The sequence below is a fragment of the Aminobacter sp. DSM 101952 genome (assembly GCF_001424795.1).
Classification (GTDB): Bacteria; Pseudomonadota; Alphaproteobacteria; order Rhizobiales; family Rhizobiaceae; genus Aminobacter; species Aminobacter aganoensis.
This window is the reverse complement of record NZ_LMCL01000014.1, coordinates 30,138-46,450: the sequence shown is the minus strand read 5'-3', so window position 1 is coordinate 46,450 and position 16,313 is coordinate 30,138. Positions and strand designations below refer to the sequence as shown.

Sequence of the window (16,313 nt, the reverse complement as noted above, 5' to 3'; positions counted from 1 at the left end):
GAGGTCCCGTCCAGGGACGAGTGGGCAGGCAAATCCCGAGGCGGGGCTGGACGCCAGGTCAAACTGGCAGTTCGCAAAAAAGATTGGGATGCCTCTCCATCCGACCCGATCATGAAGCGGCTGCCGTGCCGACTTCGCAGAGAAGCCAGACTCCTGGCGGGAACTCACCAACGCGCAGCGCGCCGCAGGGTGATTTCGAAGCAGCCATCACGGTCAGCGCCGGGCTCTATGAGCCCGCGAGGGGAGCCTTTGCTTGACTCCTACCACCCCAAAAGAGAAGCCCCGCCACCTTTCGGCAGCGGAGCTGTTGCCTGAGGCGGGAACTCAAACAATCCCGCCCGCGCCCGATGAAGGCGTATTGTGTTCGAAGTAGGGTCGGCCGGACGCCGTGGCTCTTCATCCTCCGAATGATGACATCGAAGACGACAAACCGGTCATCCCCGCATCGTTTCCTTTGACACTGGCCCGTTGGGCGACCGAGGCCAACATCACATTCCTTTTGGAACCGGCTGCGTTGAGACCAGTTCATTCCTAACGGGTAGGCACACTGGAACGGTGAGGAGCCGACGATGAACACGTCCAGAGAATGGTTGATCCAATGGCTTCGGGATGTGCATGCCATGGAAGAACAAGCCGAAACGATGCTGTCTGGCTTGCACGATCGCATCGAGAATTATCCCGAACTGCGGAACAGAATTCGCACCCACTTGGATGAGACAAGAGTTCAGGCGGAACGCATTCGAACCTGTCTGGCGTCTCTTGGTGCCGGATCATCATCTTTGAAGGATGCCGCCGCCAAAATACTCGCCGCTGCACAGTCAGTCAGCGGGGCTTTTGGGGACGATGAAGTCCTTAAGGGCTGTCTGGCGAGTTACAGCTTCGAACATGTGGAAATTGCTTCCTACACCATGTTGAGCGCTGCTGCAGAAACGTGTGGTGAGATGGGAGTTGTCCAAGTCTGCCAACAGAACCTTCGAGAGGAGGTCGCGATGGCCGAGTGGATGCACAACCATTTAGGCTCCATCACCAAGGAATTCCTTACCCGCGCGGACGCAAAGCTCAAAGATGCGAAACGGTGAAGCCGTTCATCTAGGATGCTGGCTGTCTATCAGGCGAAGAAACCCCGGATGCGCTGCCACAACCCGATAGCTGCGCGAACACGGCGGGCGGCAGTGGCGCCCCTGACCGCGTCGCCATGATGGCAATAGCAGACGATGTCGTGCAGTTGCCCGTCGGACAGGTCAAAGAAACGCTTAGCCTCACCATAGCTGTCGTCCGCAAGGCCAGCCGCGCGGAAGGCTGGGTCCTCGAACGCCACTGTTAGGGGGGAGCCTGGAATGCGCATGGCAAGACGTTCGGTGCGCGGGGCAAACTCGGTGCCTGGAAGCGTGCCCAGGCACCGATCTGGCTGGTGTTCAAGTAGCCGGGCCCAGCGTTCGAGGCGCTCGGTGCGCGTCATTGGCAGGAGTGTTTGGATGTCTGCCAAGCCTTGCAGTTGCTCGATGCTATGATGCTTCATCACTGCCTCCATTAGATTTTCCTACAATTAAGAAGAACTATGGCGCAGGAGCGCTGCGGCAACCGCAGCCGCTTACTTATTAGCGCGGGTTCGTCACTGGATGCAGCACACCATTGATAGCGAACAGCATTGAACCTGCCATGAATAAGTCAGCAGCCACTTCAGTTTGGCGGTTGTTCCGGCACATCACCAGGCCGAATAATGCGAGTTGTCCCGGTGTCCGGAGGCGGTTCTTCCATTTCTTCGTCCCCAGTCTTTGGCGGAGTCAGAACGCCCTCGCAATGTTCCAACGCATTTCGAGAACGTGAATCTTCCTTCGGCTGGTCGGGTGGCAAATCTTCGCTGCGGGCCTCCGGTCGGGCCTGACAGGGATCGGCCGGGACAACTTCTTGCTCGCCGTCGAGCTGAGCCGTTGCCGAGGTAACTGTCCCCACGATGCAGACCAACATTGCCACGGCCAGTTTCAGTTTCCGATAAGCACCCGGTTTTACAACATACGTTCCCTCCATTAGGGGGCTTGTTCCAGAGTAATTCGGCTCTGAAGGCACTTCGGTTGGAGATCCTGGCGGTATCTGGATCGGCTTATCCTCTGGCGCGGGGATTGGGTCGGGTGCGAGCGGCGGAACGCCGGGCGGCTCTGGCGGTGGGGTTTCCGGCGGTGGAGGAGGACGTGCCGGTTCAGGGTTGGGATTGCCAGGCGTCGGGGTGGGGTTATTCGGATCAGGTGTGGTGGGCGTAATCATTGTAGGCTCCCATAACTAACTAGGGTTCTGCCTATTCAATTCGCCAGTTTGCAACCTGTTCCTTCATTTCTGGCGCGGCGATCCAACCCGTAGGCGGTTACATCTGGGCGCGCCGTTCCGAAATTTTTCATTACTTCCGCGCAAGGGCCACGGCTGTTACCTTGGTAGCATCTCGGCCATCTGTAGTGATTAGAACCTGCGCTCCCGGTTCAAGTTCAGTGGGGATCGCAACGTCCAGCGGCACCGCATATAGGTTTCCGTCGATCAGGACGATAACTTGCGTGTGTCGGATATATTCCTTCACAACTCCCTCCACCGAGGCCGACCAAGCAGAGCCGCTCAACAAACTGGCTGCAAGCGTGATAATGAGAGTTCTCATAACTCCCTCCCTTGGCTGCAGCCCACCCGCTTGTTCGAAACGCTTGTTTGCTCGCAAGGTTGCAACGTCGGAAGAAGTTTGGGAGCCCCGCGAGTTAAACTCCCTCTATCCAATCAGCTGTATGGCGAATAGCACTGCTGACGCGGCCCATTATAGGGCTGGAACGTGTTGTCCGAAGCGCGATACGACCGGTAGCGGTCATAGCACCATAGCTCATGGGCACTGCCGTAACGTTCTGGTAGGTGGATTGCAGCGGACTGTGGCCGCGACGTTAGTCGGTCTTGGATGCAATGCGAGATTGCAGCGCGCCGTTGTCGCCTGCCGAATTCAGCAGCCTTAGCAGGCGGAGATAGTCCTGCACGAGTTCGCGGATGGCGTCCTGTCGGGTTTGATTTTTGTTCCGCCTATAGTTGTCCACTGCGAGCAAGACAGTCTTCGAGAACCTGAGATGGACCGCCTCAGTGCCCAATGGTGGACGGCCTCGTTTGGCAGAATCTCCGCCCATGACGATTACCCCTAAGCCCCAGGGAGGTTACGTTTGGTGCTACCCCTGCGCAAGACCTCAAATTGAGTGGATGTAAGGCGGCTAAACGTCTGAAGCCAGAAAAAAGGCCCGCCACCTTTTCGCAGCGGGGCTAGAATGGGAGATCTTTTACGGCTTCAGCTTAACATGATTCTACTGCCACCACGGCAGCTTGAAGCCTCCACCCATCATGGAGGCGACAATCACCAGGATGATACCGCTGATGAGAACTGCACCGACCACAACGTGGCCTCGTTGGGCCAGCCGATCCACCGCCACAACGACCGTCACTACAACTGCGCCCAGGTAAAAGAAGACTTGCCCCGGATCAGGATCAGAAAGGCCAAACGCCAGCAGGCCATGTACGAGGGCACGAAAGTTTCCCGCCGCTTCGCACGCCCGGCCGGCTTGGTCTACGATTGGCAGAAGCGCCGCTGCGTTTCTGCCAATTGGGGAATCTTCTTGAAATTTACGCTCGTCGCGATACGCTCGGTTGCTCCCGTTTTCAGGCGGAGGTATCGCTATGGCTGAGGCACGATATCTGAATCACAGGCTGGAATGTCCTTATTGCAAAACGATCCGGTTGAGGATTCCAGAGGACGCTAATCCAGATACGCCTATAGCATGCGACGACTGCGGCGAATATCTGGGGACATGGGACGAACTGCAAACCGATCTGGCAAGGCAAGGGGGGACAAGCGGCGCGTTCCTGATAGAGAAAGGCCGCATCAGGAAGATCGGCTAGCGTTTCTTTGCCAAAATTCGTCCCTCCCTTAAGAGCGACAACCAGTCATAGCCGAGATCAGCCACAAGCCGCCGAGCTTGTTGTTCCGTGATGCCTTCCATCAAGCGCCGAACCAGGAACGTTCCATGCTGAGCGGTTCCCGAGGTTCGGTCATTTCGCGTACCTTTTTCTGACGGAAAGGCCCACCGCCCCCGGTTGGACGCGGAAGCGATAGGCCCGCTGCTTGAGCAGACGTAATGAGGGGGTGCCGAATCGCTCCGGTATCGAAATCACAACCGCCCTGGTTCCCAAATGGTCGGCCGGCATATCAATGACATGACCCTGGCAGCAACCCTGATCGACGCTGCCGCCGGTCGGGGCTACGATACCACGCTATTCGCAATCTTTGCTCAAGAGGCAGAGGTGGTGATCCCGTCCACGACAAGTCGCCGTGCTCCGATCCGCTATGATCGACACATCTACAAGGCCCGAAACCTCACCAGATACGACAAGCTCGCCAGAAACTTCCTCGCCGCAGCACATATCGCTGCGGCTCTCACCTACTGGTGCAATTGAGTCCGGACCCAAGCGCTTGCGTTTCGTTCTCGGCGCGCAACTCGGCGATCCTGAAGGCCCACTTGAGCTGTTCCGAGTGCATGCCCTCGACCTTGCCCTCGTAGTGCTTGTAGCCACCAGCAGGCCAAGCAGATGGACGATGATTCCGTTGACCTCGAGCACGCGGGTGATGGCCGCAATCATGGCTTCAGCCCCGACACGCAAAGCTCGGCCTCGCCGATGCGCTGCGCGCCGCCCATTTCACGGCTTGACCAGGCCGTTGACCACCTGGCCGCCGGCTTGGTTGAACGCGGTCTGCGCTTCGCACGCCCGTCGATACCTGCCGGCTCGAACATGCCTTGCCGCGGTCGATCGACAGGCCGCGGCCACACCAAAATTGTAGGCGCCGGAGAACAGGGAAGCCTGCAGGCTCACTGGCTTCTGGTTGAATCCTGTGATGCATTTCGTCAGCGGCCGGTAATAGTCGGCGACGACACGGTGCATCAGCATCGCGCGGCATTCCGGGCTCGGTCTTGACCATGTTCGGGCCGATGCCCTTGGTCTCGCCGTAGCAGATATCCCAGATCTTGGCATAGCGGTCCCAATGCGACCTGAGCACCAGCCCTTCCCAGGAATGATGAGCTTGTCGACCGTCAGGCGCACCGCCGCCGGCACACTCTCCTCGCCCGGGAATGGGGAGAAGGCCGCCGACGAGAGGCAGCATGACCTCGATGCCCGAAAGCAGAGCGGCGAGCAGCATCAGGCGCACGCTCCACGCCTGGCGCAGCACTGCGCGCCAGTTGGCGACGAGCGTCATGGGTATTCCTCGGATGGTTGTGGGGGAGTAAAATGCGGCCCGCGCGGGAGGCGCGGTCTGTCATGCGGCCGTTATCGCTTATGACCTGGCAGGACTGGTTCTACATCGCCGTGCTCCTCGCATCGATAATGATCGTAGCCGGCCTCACGGCAGCGGCATTACTCGGGTAGCGCCGCCGAGTGTTTGTAGATTTCGGACGGTTGGGATAGTTTTCGGCGCCGAAGACGGAGAGCGCACCGATGGCAAAAGCACTGGTTTCAATCGTGTTCGCGGCCGCACTCTACGTGCTGGCGGAATACGTCTCATCTGCAGCCGCCATCGCTTTGCTTGGCGCAGTCGCGAGCTTCGGATTGTGGGATGCCGGCGAGCGAATGGACGGCCAAGACAAGATCGTCGATCGGATCGTGGATCAGTTCCGGCGCATCTAGCGGCTACGTTCGCATCTGTGCCTGGGACAGCGCATCACCCACCGTGGGAAGCGTGGCGGCCAGGCAGGTGTCGGGCACGCCAAATCGCGTCTGCGATCACATTTACTCCGCTAGGTTGGAACGGATCCGTGGTTGATCTGTTACGGCCATCTAACACAGCGAGGAAACCAGCAATGGACCACAGCAATCATGTCCGCCTCACCGACGCAGAACTCACCGCTGACATTCTCACGGACGCAACGATTTACGGGCCCGACGACGAGGATATCGGATCGGTCTCGCATGTGCATGGTTCCGGCAATACTGCCCAAATCGTTATTGATGTCGGGGGCTTCCTCGGCATCGGCGCCAAACCAGTTGCAGTACCATGCGGCCAGTTGGACTTCATGCGCGACGAGGACGGCGAGGTTCACGCAGTCACGACCTGGACCAAAGATCAGCTGAAAGCCATGCCTGAGCACGTCGACGACTAGCCAACATTCCAAGGGCTGCGCGGCTGGCCATGATTGAAGAGGGGCGCCTCGGTGACCCTCGCCTAGTGGCTGCTTGGCGAATTTGAGCGTTGCGAGCTGCCTGCCAAGCCTTCAGGGCGGAGATGAGCGAGACGAAGCCAATCGTCGGATATGCCGTTTACCCACCGGCGTTGCCCGGTCTGCCGTATCTTGCAGTAACCCTTCTGCCGGACGGCAAGGTTGAAGCTCGTCAATTCGAAAGTGCCGCAGCGGCTAGTCTCTACATCGTTGAACTATCAAAAGGCAGTCTCAAACCCCAGTCACGCAAACACTGAAACTTTCCAGCCCTACTGAGCGTCGCCTGTCCAACTATCAGGGCGGCAATGTCTGACCAGCAACACCGCTAGATATGGTCTACTTCAAGATGAGGCTCGACCTACTTGCGGTAACCGGGCAATATCCATTCCAAAGACGCTGTGGGTTTGGCCTCCGTAGCGATGACTGGTCTACCCTCCTGAACTTGATGCCGGGCCTTCCGGCTGACCGCTAGTATCGGATACCAACCCGGCTGGTTGCGAAGAGCGGGGTTTGATCAAGCCGGAACATCTTCTCCAGCTATGGGTTCTATCTCCATAAGGAGATTCCGATGGCTACCAACATGCCCCAAGGGAGGCCTGCGGCCCCTACGCGACCAGACTTACAAGGCACTGAGAGCGAACGTGCAAGTCAAATCGGTCAGCCTATAAACCCTGGCGAAGACCAAATGGCGCCACCGCGGCCGACTAGCCGTAACCCCACAAACGACATTTCGCGCGCAGAAGAACAGCGCGGGACCAGAAGAGTCTGGATGTGGGGCGTCGCGGTTATCGCTGTGATTTTTGTTGCCTTACTAGCAATGTCGTTCTTCGCGACGACCACGTGAAAACTGGTCTGCGCGTTGTACTGTAGGTTTCGGTTAATGGAGCGAACCATGACTGGGATCATGTGGCTTGGTGCGTTGTTGGTTGTTTGCGGCGTGATGATGCTGGCTTTGACGGCTATCAATCGTGGTCGGCTCAGCGAAAGCCATACTGACCCAATCGCAGGCCGGACCCTTGAGCCCTCACATCGAGGTCTAAGGTTTCTTGAATGGCGTCAATATTGGCTCGGTATTTTATTAGTCTCGCTTGGCGCGGTCACCCTTTTCGGGTGGGCGCTTGTCTGAACTCCGCACTAACTGGAAAGTCATGCGTTCATTATGTGGGGGGTAGGCCGATAATCAGTCTCCTCACCGCAATCATCATTTCGTGCATGCAACTCACTGCCGTTGACGGCGATAAGGTCAAGTGCAATGGCCAGAACATGCGCCTGGTCGGGGAATGGCGTGCCGTACAAGACAGGCATCGATACACCTGAGACCGGTGGTCGGGCAAAGTGCGAGCGCGAGCGCATACTTGGCAAGGAAGCCAAGAAGCGGCTGGCTGAACTGCTCCGCGAGCTTGCACATCGAGGACACAGGGCTACGTCGATAAGACAGCCCAGCGCCGGTCGCTCGTGCGTGTCAGGCGGCGTGGGCAACTGGCGGGGAACGTCTTGCTCAGCAAGGGCCATGCGATCATCTGGCGACGAAGATGAAGCGGCCGGTCCGGCTACCGCCGCGAGAGCGCGTACAAGCGCACCAACTCCTCATATTTCGCGCCGCATCGGTCGTAGACACCGCGTACAGCCTGCGCGGGCAACAATATATCATCCAGCAGATGCGCCAGTGTGCGATCCCCGTCGGCCTTCACCATCGCGTCGCGGTCGTACTGCTGTCGCATCCCGCACTTGCCACACGTGATGATGACAAACGACTTTTTTAGATCGGAAACCAAATTCGATACGGTTCGCCTCGGGGTGAATTACAGGTTCTAATATAACCGGAACGCAATCGGACCCCGGATCCGGGCCGGGGACTTGATATAAGAGGCGCGAAGTCCGAAAGACACTACTCGATCATCTCAACGACGCATACGCTTCGATCTCCGCCTTTGAATTCGACATCGCAAAAAGCGTTGTTGTTGTCGCTCTCAAAGCTCACCCTGACAAAGATGCCGCTTGGTTACGAGATTTGGCGCGGACAACCTTGGAAGAAATGTGCCCGGGTGCACACGTTGCATCTGCGATCAAAGCCAAGGACGACCCTGTCGCAGAGATGGACTAGGCGATCAACCAGTCCTCTCGCTGGGGCCGACCGTAAATCCGTCTTTTCACTGGCAAACCTTGAAACTCGTCGGGGAAGCGGTAAGCTCCTATGTCCGTTCGCTATCGAGGTCCAATGCTATGGCACCGGCACGATATCTGAACCACAGGCTGGAATGCCCTTACTGCAAAACGATCCGTTTGAGGGTTCCAGAGGACGCGAAAGCAGACACGCCTATCGTATGCGACGACTGCGGCGAATATCTGGGCATCTGGGACGAAATTTTGACGGATCTGGAGACCCAAGGTGGAACGCACGGGGTGTTTCGACTTGAAAAGGGCCGCATAAGGAAGATCGGCTAGCGTTTCTGTGCCAAAATTCGTCCTTCTCTTAAAAGCCACGACCAGTCACAGCCGAGATCAGCCACAAGCCGCCGAGCTTGGTTTCCGTGAGGCCGGTTCTTCCACCAAGCGCCGAACCAGGAATGCCTCCATGCGAGCGATTGCCAAGGTTCGTTAGTCATTTCGCGTACCTTTGTCTCTGACAGAAAGGCCCACCGCCCCCGGTTGACTGGAAGCGATAGGCCCGCTGCTGGAGCGAACGTACTGAGGGGGTGCCGACACGCTCCGATATCGAAATACACGACCGCCTGGATAGTTCCCGAATGCAAAAACCACTTTTGCCGCTTCGACCATAGCACCTTGCCGAGAGACGGTCCTGCGTACGCTATCGTTTCCGATTGCGGTGAATCTTTTGGACCTCTTCTCGTGGTGGGCTGGTGGTCTGCACGTCCCCATTTGGATTTGGCGCGGGATCGTCTCTCGTGTCTCTCGTAGGCTTATCCTTGGGATCTGGCGGTTTGGGTGATTTGTCTGGCTTGGATCTTTTGGGCATCGGTCCCGATTCCTTTGAGGAACAATCCTCAACACGGAGCGCGGTTCCCAGGGTCCCAACAAAAGCCCCGCCACCTGTCGGCAGCGGGGCCATAATCTCCACAATCCACGCTCCCTTACCAGTAGGGCCGGGCACCGTAGTAATCGTAGATGCGACGGTTGTTTTCTTCTGACCAGTCGAATTCATCAACCCGATTGTATTTTGGGGCGCTTTCAAGCTGCTCTTTGGTCACGTCGAGCTGGAACCCATCCAATTCTTCGCTGTAAGTTAGCTTCCCCCAGGGAATTGGATAATAATCTTCACCGATACCCAGAAATCCTCCGAAGCTCACTTCCGCATAGGCAACTCGGCCTCCAACTTTTTCGAGCACCAACCGCTTCACTTCGCCGATGTGAGTCTGATCAGTTCCGTAAACCTCGGTCCCGATGACCTTGTCGCTGTCGATCAAACCTCTCATTGTCTCGCTCCTTCACGCTGGATGACTTTCAAGAGGTCCAACGCCACGAGTTGAAAGTCGTTCCAATCGCCGGGGTCGCAATGGAGGCCAAAAAAAGGGGCCTACGGGACAAGCCGCAAGGCCCCAAATGCACCTGTCCCGATTGTCAAAGACAGGCCTGGAGCGTGGGGAAGCAGGGCTGCGGGCACGCTCCTATAGCCCAACAGTTTGAGGCACCTATCAGTTCCCGAGTTCCACAAAAAGGCCCACCGCCAAGGTGACGGAAGGCCCAGTGAGTGCGCATACGGTTCGGGTATCGTTGCCTGTTACGCTCCCCTTAATCAACGCGACAGTCTTAGCTAGCGGGGCGAAAGAGCTCATCACTTATGGCGCTCGGAACTGCAACCTTAGGGAATGGTCTGCGGGAATGATCTGCGTCTCGTGGGCGCAAAGCTTTTTTGCAACCATGGGGAACATACCGCGTTGCTGAGGTCTGAGGGGCTTAAGCGAAGGAGATTGTCATGAGAAAACTCGTCATTGCTCTTGGGACCTTAGCCTTTATGAGCAGCGCCGCAGTCGCCATTACAAAAGATGGCATCGTGCGAGAATTTGTCCCCGAAACGAAGGTCATCACTTTGGAGGACGGCACAAGCTACACGGTGCCGCCAGATGTCGCGATCCCTGCCGGCATTGCGCCCGGTGCCAAGGTGTCGGTTACGACCGATGACGACGATGTCACCAAGGTGACCGGGGTCACGCTGTCCCCCTAACGGCGGCCGCTAGATACACAAGCGGACCCTCTGAATGCAAAAAGAAGCCCCGCTACCTTTCGGCAGCGGGGTCAGGTCAGTTTCAGCAGATGATAGAATACCATGTTCCCGGCGCCGGGAGAATGATCAGGGCGGCGGTCGACCGGTCATCGAATACCAGACCGCAACGCCCGACGACGCCAGGGTGAGAACAATTCCCCCATCAACCACAGCGCCCTTGCCCAGCTTGCCGGCGCCAGCCACCTGTTGCTGCACGCCGATAGTCACGCCCGGCTCGATGGCATCCAGTCTTTCGTTCAGACCCTTCACCTCATTGCGCAGCGTGTGGATTTCGAGGGTCCAGGCCCGCAATTCTTCATGCATTCTGCGGCGGCTTTCAAAGACGCCTAGTGGGTTCGGTCAGCGCCGCGATAACGCCGATGAGTTTGCCAATTTCGAACTCGATGTTGCTGGCCGTCATGGCGTCCACCCGCAAAGCCCCTCGCCGGTTGAGATAGGCCAGATGCCGCGCTGCCTCGGCATCGTTCGTCGCGTCATAAACCTGCTGGCGGTAGCTCAAGTCGGGCGCGAGTTCGCAGAAGCTTCCCTTTGCCGTCGTGCAGATCGTCAGCCCGGCCAGGATGACGATCAACAGAAGGACGCGGGTTACAATGTCGGCAAGCCGGCGCTTTATTTGCTGGCCCTCTGGAAAGCTCGGCCGCACCTGATCGGCGGGCATGGCGCCGACATCGTACTGCACGTCATCGCGGATGTCGCGGGCCTTCTGCTCGGCCTTGGCCTGCTTCTCGCGCTCGAGGCGGGCGCCGCGGCTGTTGCCTTTCAGGAATGCGATAAGGACCGCCATCACGCCGCCCATGATCGCCAGCGGCATCGGATTGGTCAGGACGGAGAGGACCAGCGCTGTCACGTTCGCCACCCCAACTTGCGAGCCAACATGTAGAAGCCCTCAGTCACGAAGCCGACAGCCGCGATGGCCGCGACAGTCACCACCGCTACAACGACAGGATCGCCGGCAAGCTGTTCTGCCAGTTGATAGCCGATGAGGCCACCCACGCCGTAGCGCAGAGCAATGCGAATGAACGGACCCATGGTCAGTCTCCTTTCCTGGAGAAGGCCGAGTTGGTGGGGCTGGCGTCAGGCGCGTCCTTGTCCTCGAACTTGAACGCGTAATTGAAGTTGGTCTTCGCCGCGGCGCGGAGAGCGATCTGGCCCGGATCGGTCAGGTTACGGCCACACTCGACGGTAGGATCATCGGCATTCGAGATGCCTTTGCCCTTCTGCGTGACATCAGTCGAGAGTTCGTCGTAAGTCGGGATGTTGGTCTGCGTGCCGGCCTCGCCCACGGCGCCGACATTGCTGACCTCGATCCAGGTGAGCGCTTCATATGCAGCCTGATCGAGATCGACAGGCTGGGGCGTTGTGCAGATGTAGACCTTACGGTCCTTGTTGGTCCGCGCCATCGGGGTTTCTCCTTTTCAATGGCTGGCATGAAAAAGGGGGCCCGAAAGCCGCCTGATGAACCCGGATGGCCGGGGATGGGTGCCGGTTCCAATCGCGGCATGGTCTTGCTAGGTTGCCCGGATGCAGAGAGCACCCGGCCTCGTTCTGGCCTTCACCCTGATGTCAGGCTGTGCAACGCAAATTGGCAGCGGCCCTGTCGACGCGTCGAAATACGCGGCCATGACGTGCACCGAACTCAACACCGAGATCGGCGGCACGTCTCAGAGCATTTCTGCGACCGCCATTAGCCGAGGACGAGTTTCGAACTTCAGCGTCCCGGCATGGGCGCCTGGCGGTGCCAGAGCTGTCGAACTGATCAAACAGAAGCAGACAGCAAGGATTGAACGGCTACAGGCACAGCAGTCCGCAATCGAAGCCGCCCGTAGGCGCAACTGCAGCTAGGCGAAGCACTCGTAGGCGATGATGCCTGAATGCACCATGCCCGGCCTGCGCAAGCCGGCTCAACAATCGCCGAGAACCGTGCAACCGATTAACAGCTCATGGCAATCTTCAACTGGACCACGAAAGCGCAGACGACGCACTACACCAAGAAGGCGAACCGCCGAGCCATTGCAGCGAAGGCTGCGGATAAGCTGAACCCGGTGCAAAAAATAGACGGATTGTCCCACTCGTTTGCAGGGGTAAGAAAACTGGGACAAAAAGAGCAAATTAGCCCTTGGACCATGCAACTTCCGGTTCTCGTTCACCGAGAGCCCGCCCCTTCACTACCTCGGCACCCTCTTTCCCGATTACTGGCTCGACATCAACGACGACCATCGCTGCGCCTCGGGCATCCAAGAGCAGAATAGCCCATTCCTGCCGTGCTGATGGAAGAGCCCGCGCCTGAACAAATCCTGCAACACATCAAAACGCGTTGCAGCGACATTGATTGGCGGGCAGGCAGCGATAGATTCGGATGATATTGGCGCTTTCCACAGGAGGACTCGCTGTGGGACCTATGCATTTTACCCCATCAATCCCTCCCTTCCTTCCGCAAGACATTGCCCTGTTGCAGACGGTGTTCGATCGTATTTGCGACGAACGGGGCGAAGACCCGAACTCGGGCTGGGCAAATGCGATCGCACGCACTCTCATCGCAGCGTGGCAAGCTGGAGTGCGAGAAGAAGAAATGCTGGTCGCCATCATACCTGGTAGAAAACCGAAAAACGAGTTTTTCCCAAAGGCTTGACTGGCCGCAATAAACGTTTTGGATGAACTTAGGGAAGTCGTGCGCACCAAAATGCCGCCGCCAGGCCGTTTCCACACATTCTGGACGCCCCTCGCTATCGGGGTGAAATCGATAACTAATTGCAGTAGTCGGGTGCCGCTCAGACGCAAGTAATTTGCGGATTGCTTAGCTGCCTTCACCGCCAGACAGGCATGCGACCACACGCCAAGGCCCGATCAATGCCACCGCCAAGACCCCACTCGAGATTCTTCGCTGCGGAAAGGCCGATAGCGATCATTACGGCCGGAACCTACCGGAGCATCACTCGTTCTTTGCCCGGAGGCGGATTTCAAAAAGGAGCCACACATGCCTACCAAAGAAAAGGGTCTCGACGACCTGTTCTATGACACCCTGCGGGACATCTACTACGCCGAACGCAAGATCCTGAAGGCGCTACCGAAGATGGCGCGGGGCGCCAGTTCCCAGGAACTGAAAGCCGCATTCGAAAAGCACCGCGATCAGACCGAGGGTCACGTCGAGCGCCTCCAACAGGTGTTCGAACTTATCGGCAAGCGTGCCCAAGGCAAGACCTGCCCGGCGATCGACGGCATCATCGAAGAAGGCGAGGAAATCCTCGAAGAGTTCAAGGGAACCGCCGCCGGAGACGCTGGTCTCATCTCGGCCGCCCAGGCAGTCGAGCACTACGAGATCACAAGATACGGCACACTTCGTCGCTGGGCCGAAATCATGAAGATGCCCGACGCCGCCAAGCTTTTTGCTGCGACCTTGATGGAAGAGGAAACGACCGACAAGGACCTGACAAAGCTTGCCGACAGCAAGTCCAACCGTGAGGCTCTTGCGGCATGACAGCCAACAGAGGCCGGTCGCACTGCGGCCGGCCTCTGTCATGCGTCGGCCTCGCGTTCGCCAAGATGGAGGAATGGAATATCGCCCTTTGACCTCGGACGGGACAGGCAGCACTAAGCCCGAACGAGAGCATAGGTCGCGATACCGAAGGAAGGGAGCCGGAGCACCCAGAGCAGCGAGGACGTGTTCGATGAGAACCTGGTTTTGGGACGGATATGCCTTGGTGAAGGAGAGCATCCTGGCTTTCGTCGAAGACAACGCACTTAGTCACGGGGCTGCGATGGCCTTTTATGCCGCCACATCCTTGGCCCCGATCCTGTTGATTGTCGTCGCTATTGCAGGGATCGCGTTCGGGCACGAGGCAGCGGAGCTGGCATTGTCGGCACAGATTTCCGGTCTCATGGGATCGCAAAGCGCAGACCTTTTACGGGAGGCGTTGCAAAGCGCTTCCGCCAGGACGAGCGGCATGCTTGCCACGGCAACCGGATTGGTCGCATTGTTCCTGACCGCCTCCGGTGTCTTTGGCGAGATGCAGTCGGCGCTGAATTCCATCTGGAAAGTCGAACCGCACGGAACTTCAGTCTCGCGTCTGGTCAGAGCCCGAGCTGCCAGCCTGGGTCTTGTAGCGGCACTTGGATTTCTTCTGCTTGTCTCTCTAGCTGTGAGCGCCGCCATCTCATCGATGAGCGACATGATCAACGCTCGCTTGCCGTTGGGAACCGTCGTTCTTGCGACGGTCAATACGACCATTTCCTTTGTCCTGATCGCTGCCATGTTTGCTGCGATCTACAAGATCCTGCCGGACCGCAGACTGGAATGGAGGAACGTCATTGTTGGCTCCATGGTCACGGCCGCGCTGTTTACTTTAGGCAAATCAATCATCGGCTGGTACATAGGCACAAGCGAGATTGCTTCTTCCTACGGCGCCGCCGGCGGGCTGCTGGTCATCCTGCTTTGGGTCTACTACTCCTCCCAGATATTCCTTTTCGGAGCCGAGTTGACGCGCGCCTATTCTGCCCGTCACGGTAGCTGGGCACGGCCCCCTTCACCCCTCACGGTTCCGCCTCAGCACATGGCAATTGGAACTGCACCCACAAGAAGGGCTGCCGGCGACCTTGGGCGGATGACATTGCTGGCGGCAGCCTGGACGCTCGGTGCCCTCGCTGCCCGGATGTGGCGTTCAAAACGTCAATCCGGCCGCCCCTGAGATTACCTGGTTTTGTGGGCACTACCTGTTGAACGCCATGACAACCGGTTTCGAAAAGAGCTTCGCCCAGGCAATGGTGCTGGCTTTCTGGATAGGGACGATCGAAGTGCGGTCCGCCCACCAGACATTTGCCATAGCGACAACGACGTCAGGTGAACCCAGCATGGATTGCACTATCGGCCAGACCAGCAATTGCTCATAGCAGAGCAATGGCGCCACCAGCATTCCGTCAACTTCGACGATGGGGTTAGCAAGGAAGTGAGCACGCGCACCGCCTCCATCTGACCACACCCGCCAGGGCTGCCACATTGAAAGCGGCACCGGCATTCTCTGCCGGTAGAGGGTTGCCGGGTTGCCGGAGGTGACCATGATGGCGTTGTCGTAACCTGGGCCGTCGGGAATGGTAGCCCCAGCCATTACCTTGACGCCGATCCTCTTTGTTTCGTTGCGCCAGAGCCTCGCGACGGTTGGCGTCCATTGGCCAATGGCGTTCTCCGGAAGCAGGACGATCCTGGCGCCCTTCGCCGCGGCTGCGCCAGCCTTTTCGATCAGTTCACGGTGGTGTTCCAAGCCGATATCGCGGCCAAGCCGTTGCCCGTATTCGAGATCCAGCCCTGCCCAACCACTCGGGGTCGTCGGATTCTTCCATTCTGCCACCGACAAGAGCCAAAGGCTGCTCAGTATAAGGGCCGCAGGCAGCCAGCGACGGGTGGTCATTGCGGCAAGCGCAAGGACGGCCGCTCCCAGTCCCCACCATCCTCCACCGGGAAACAACACTCCCGCAGCAGTGACGGGATGCGCCCAACCGACAATACCCAAGGGAGGGGCAACCATGAGAAGGCTGGCGAGGAGATACCGCCCGGTTTGCTGCCATTGGCCAGACCGGGTCCAGAGAATGGAATGCGTGGCAACAAAAACGAGCGAGGCTGCGCCCCACAACAGAACACCATGCCAAGGCACGGTAGCGTAGTAGGTGGAGACGCCCTCAGGCAGACCTCGGGACGCTGCCAGAAAATAGCTTGCAGATACGAGGGCGGCGATGAGCCGCGATGGCGAACGCGCCCAAAGCAGGGGAAACATCATGGCAGCGGGAAGCATTCTGACATCGCCGCTCCAGCCGACAAGGCCGATGGTGGCTGCACCGAAGACGAGCAGTGGAGCAGGCCACAT

20 protein-coding genes and 1 pseudogene are annotated in these 16,313 nt (G+C 58.3%); 10 read left to right on the top strand and 11 right to left on the bottom strand.

Annotated elements, in window-relative coordinates; translation table 11 throughout:
* Positions 1-569: 569 nt before the first annotated feature.
* Entirely contained in the window at positions 570-1,079 is a 510-nt protein-coding gene (locus ASC75_RS13090) for a DUF892 family protein (RefSeq protein WP_055975812.1), read from the top strand.
* A 29-nt stretch (positions 1,080-1,108) separates the two neighbouring features.
* Here ASC75_RS13090 and ASC75_RS13085 read toward each other — a convergent pair whose 3' ends face one another.
* The 3 genes and pseudogenes from ASC75_RS13085 to ASC75_RS25495 all read right to left on the bottom strand — a co-directional run.
* A complete protein-coding gene (locus ASC75_RS13085) occupies positions 1,109-1,519 on the bottom strand; it encodes a hypothetical protein (RefSeq protein ID WP_055975898.1) in 411 nt (136 codons plus the stop codon).
* A gap of 873 nt (positions 1,520-2,392) precedes the next feature.
* Positions 2,393-2,641, bottom strand: coding sequence for a DUF1344 domain-containing protein (locus ASC75_RS13080; RefSeq protein WP_055975809.1), 249 nt, complete (start codon positions 2,639-2,641; stop codon positions 2,393-2,395).
* Positions 2,642-2,754: 113 nt separating this feature from the next.
* Positions 2,755-2,874: pseudogene (locus ASC75_RS25495) on the bottom strand (BA14K family protein); the annotation flags it as partial.
* A gap of 407 nt (positions 2,875-3,281) precedes the next feature.
* Between ASC75_RS25495 and ASC75_RS13070 the strand changes: the two are divergent.
* Entirely contained in the window at positions 3,282-3,695 is a 414-nt protein-coding gene (locus ASC75_RS13070) for a hypothetical protein (RefSeq protein ID WP_156381249.1), read from the top strand.
* 529 nt (positions 3,696-4,224) lie between these two features.
* Positions 4,225-4,464 (top strand): hypothetical protein, encoded by a 240-nt coding sequence (locus ASC75_RS13065; protein WP_156381248.1) that lies wholly within the window; start codon positions 4,225-4,227, stop codon positions 4,462-4,464.
* 187 nt (positions 4,465-4,651) lie between these two features.
* Here ASC75_RS13065 and ASC75_RS25485 read toward each other — a convergent pair whose 3' ends face one another.
* Positions 4,652-5,260 (bottom strand): hypothetical protein, encoded by a 609-nt coding sequence (locus tag ASC75_RS25485; protein WP_184117430.1) that lies wholly within the window; start codon positions 5,258-5,260, stop codon positions 4,652-4,654.
* 239 nt (positions 5,261-5,499) lie between these two features.
* Here ASC75_RS25485 and ASC75_RS13055 point away from each other — a divergent pair, with 239 nt between their 5' ends.
* From ASC75_RS13055 to ASC75_RS26005, 4 genes are all read left to right on the top strand, one after another.
* Positions 5,500-5,688, top strand: coding sequence for a hypothetical protein (locus tag ASC75_RS13055; RefSeq protein WP_055975795.1), 189 nt, complete (start codon positions 5,500-5,502; stop codon positions 5,686-5,688).
* A gap of 173 nt (positions 5,689-5,861) precedes the next feature.
* On the top strand, positions 5,862-6,161 hold the full coding sequence (locus tag ASC75_RS13050) for a PRC-barrel domain-containing protein (RefSeq protein WP_055975792.1): 300 nt from the start codon (positions 5,862-5,864) through the stop codon (positions 6,159-6,161).
* A 122-nt stretch (positions 6,162-6,283) separates the two neighbouring features.
* On the top strand, positions 6,284-6,475 hold the full coding sequence (locus ASC75_RS26010) for a hypothetical protein (RefSeq protein ID WP_156381247.1): 192 nt from the start codon (positions 6,284-6,286) through the stop codon (positions 6,473-6,475).
* 635 nt (positions 6,476-7,110) lie between these two features.
* A complete protein-coding gene (locus ASC75_RS26005) occupies positions 7,111-7,344 on the top strand; it encodes a hypothetical protein (protein WP_156381246.1) in 234 nt (77 codons plus the stop codon).
* A gap of 424 nt (positions 7,345-7,768) precedes the next feature.
* On the opposite strand, the gene ASC75_RS13045 is transcribed toward ASC75_RS26005, so the two are convergent.
* Positions 7,769-7,939, bottom strand: coding sequence for a hypothetical protein (locus ASC75_RS13045; protein WP_156381245.1), 171 nt, complete (start codon positions 7,937-7,939; stop codon positions 7,769-7,771).
* 1,371 nt (positions 7,940-9,310) lie between these two features.
* Positions 9,311-9,652, bottom strand: coding sequence for a PRC-barrel domain-containing protein (locus ASC75_RS13040; RefSeq protein WP_055975786.1), 342 nt, complete (start codon positions 9,650-9,652; stop codon positions 9,311-9,313).
* A gap of 500 nt (positions 9,653-10,152) precedes the next feature.
* On the opposite strand from ASC75_RS13040, the gene ASC75_RS13035 reads away from it, so the two are divergent.
* Entirely contained in the window at positions 10,153-10,401 is a 249-nt protein-coding gene (locus ASC75_RS13035; protein ID WP_055975783.1) for a DUF1344 domain-containing protein, read from the top strand.
* Positions 10,402-10,527: 126 nt separating this feature from the next.
* On the opposite strand, the gene ASC75_RS13030 is transcribed toward ASC75_RS13035, so the two are convergent.
* Genes ASC75_RS13030 through ASC75_RS13015 form a run of 4 tightly spaced genes read right to left on the bottom strand, consistent with a single transcriptional unit; the run spans position 10,528 to position 11,861 of the window.
* Positions 10,528-10,764: a hypothetical protein gene (locus ASC75_RS13030; protein ID WP_055975780.1), complete on the bottom strand. Its 237-nt coding sequence runs from the start codon at positions 10,762-10,764 to the stop codon at positions 10,528-10,530.
* Positions 10,765-10,777: 13 nt separating this feature from the next.
* A complete protein-coding gene (locus ASC75_RS26450) occupies positions 10,778-11,272 on the bottom strand; it encodes a hypothetical protein (protein WP_184117431.1) in 495 nt (164 codons plus the stop codon).
* 32 nt (positions 11,273-11,304) lie between these two features.
* A complete protein-coding gene (locus ASC75_RS13020; protein ID WP_055975774.1) occupies positions 11,305-11,490 on the bottom strand; it encodes a hypothetical protein in 186 nt (61 codons plus the stop codon).
* A 2-nt stretch (positions 11,491-11,492) separates the two neighbouring features.
* On the bottom strand, positions 11,493-11,861 hold the full coding sequence (locus ASC75_RS13015; RefSeq protein ID WP_055975770.1) for a hypothetical protein: 369 nt from the start codon (positions 11,859-11,861) through the stop codon (positions 11,493-11,495).
* Positions 11,862-13,435: 1,574 nt separating this feature from the next.
* On the opposite strand from ASC75_RS13015, the gene ASC75_RS13005 reads away from it, so the two are divergent.
* Together ASC75_RS13005 and ASC75_RS13000 are read left to right on the top strand one after the other, a co-directional pair.
* Entirely contained in the window at positions 13,436-13,936 is a 501-nt protein-coding gene (locus tag ASC75_RS13005; protein WP_055975764.1) for a DUF892 family protein, read from the top strand.
* 190 nt (positions 13,937-14,126) lie between these two features.
* Complete coding sequence (locus ASC75_RS13000) at positions 14,127-15,143, top strand: YihY/virulence factor BrkB family protein (RefSeq protein ID WP_055975761.1); 1,017 nt, start codon at positions 14,127-14,129, stop codon at positions 15,141-15,143.
* Between the two features lie 21 nt (positions 15,144-15,164).
* Here the strand turns inward: ASC75_RS13000 and ASC75_RS12995 are convergent, their stop codons facing one another.
* Positions 15,165-16,313 carry a conjugal transfer protein TraB gene (locus ASC75_RS12995; RefSeq protein WP_055975758.1) on the bottom strand — a complete coding sequence of 383 codons (1,149 nt, stop codon included), beginning with the start codon at positions 16,311-16,313 and terminating at the stop codon, positions 15,165-15,167.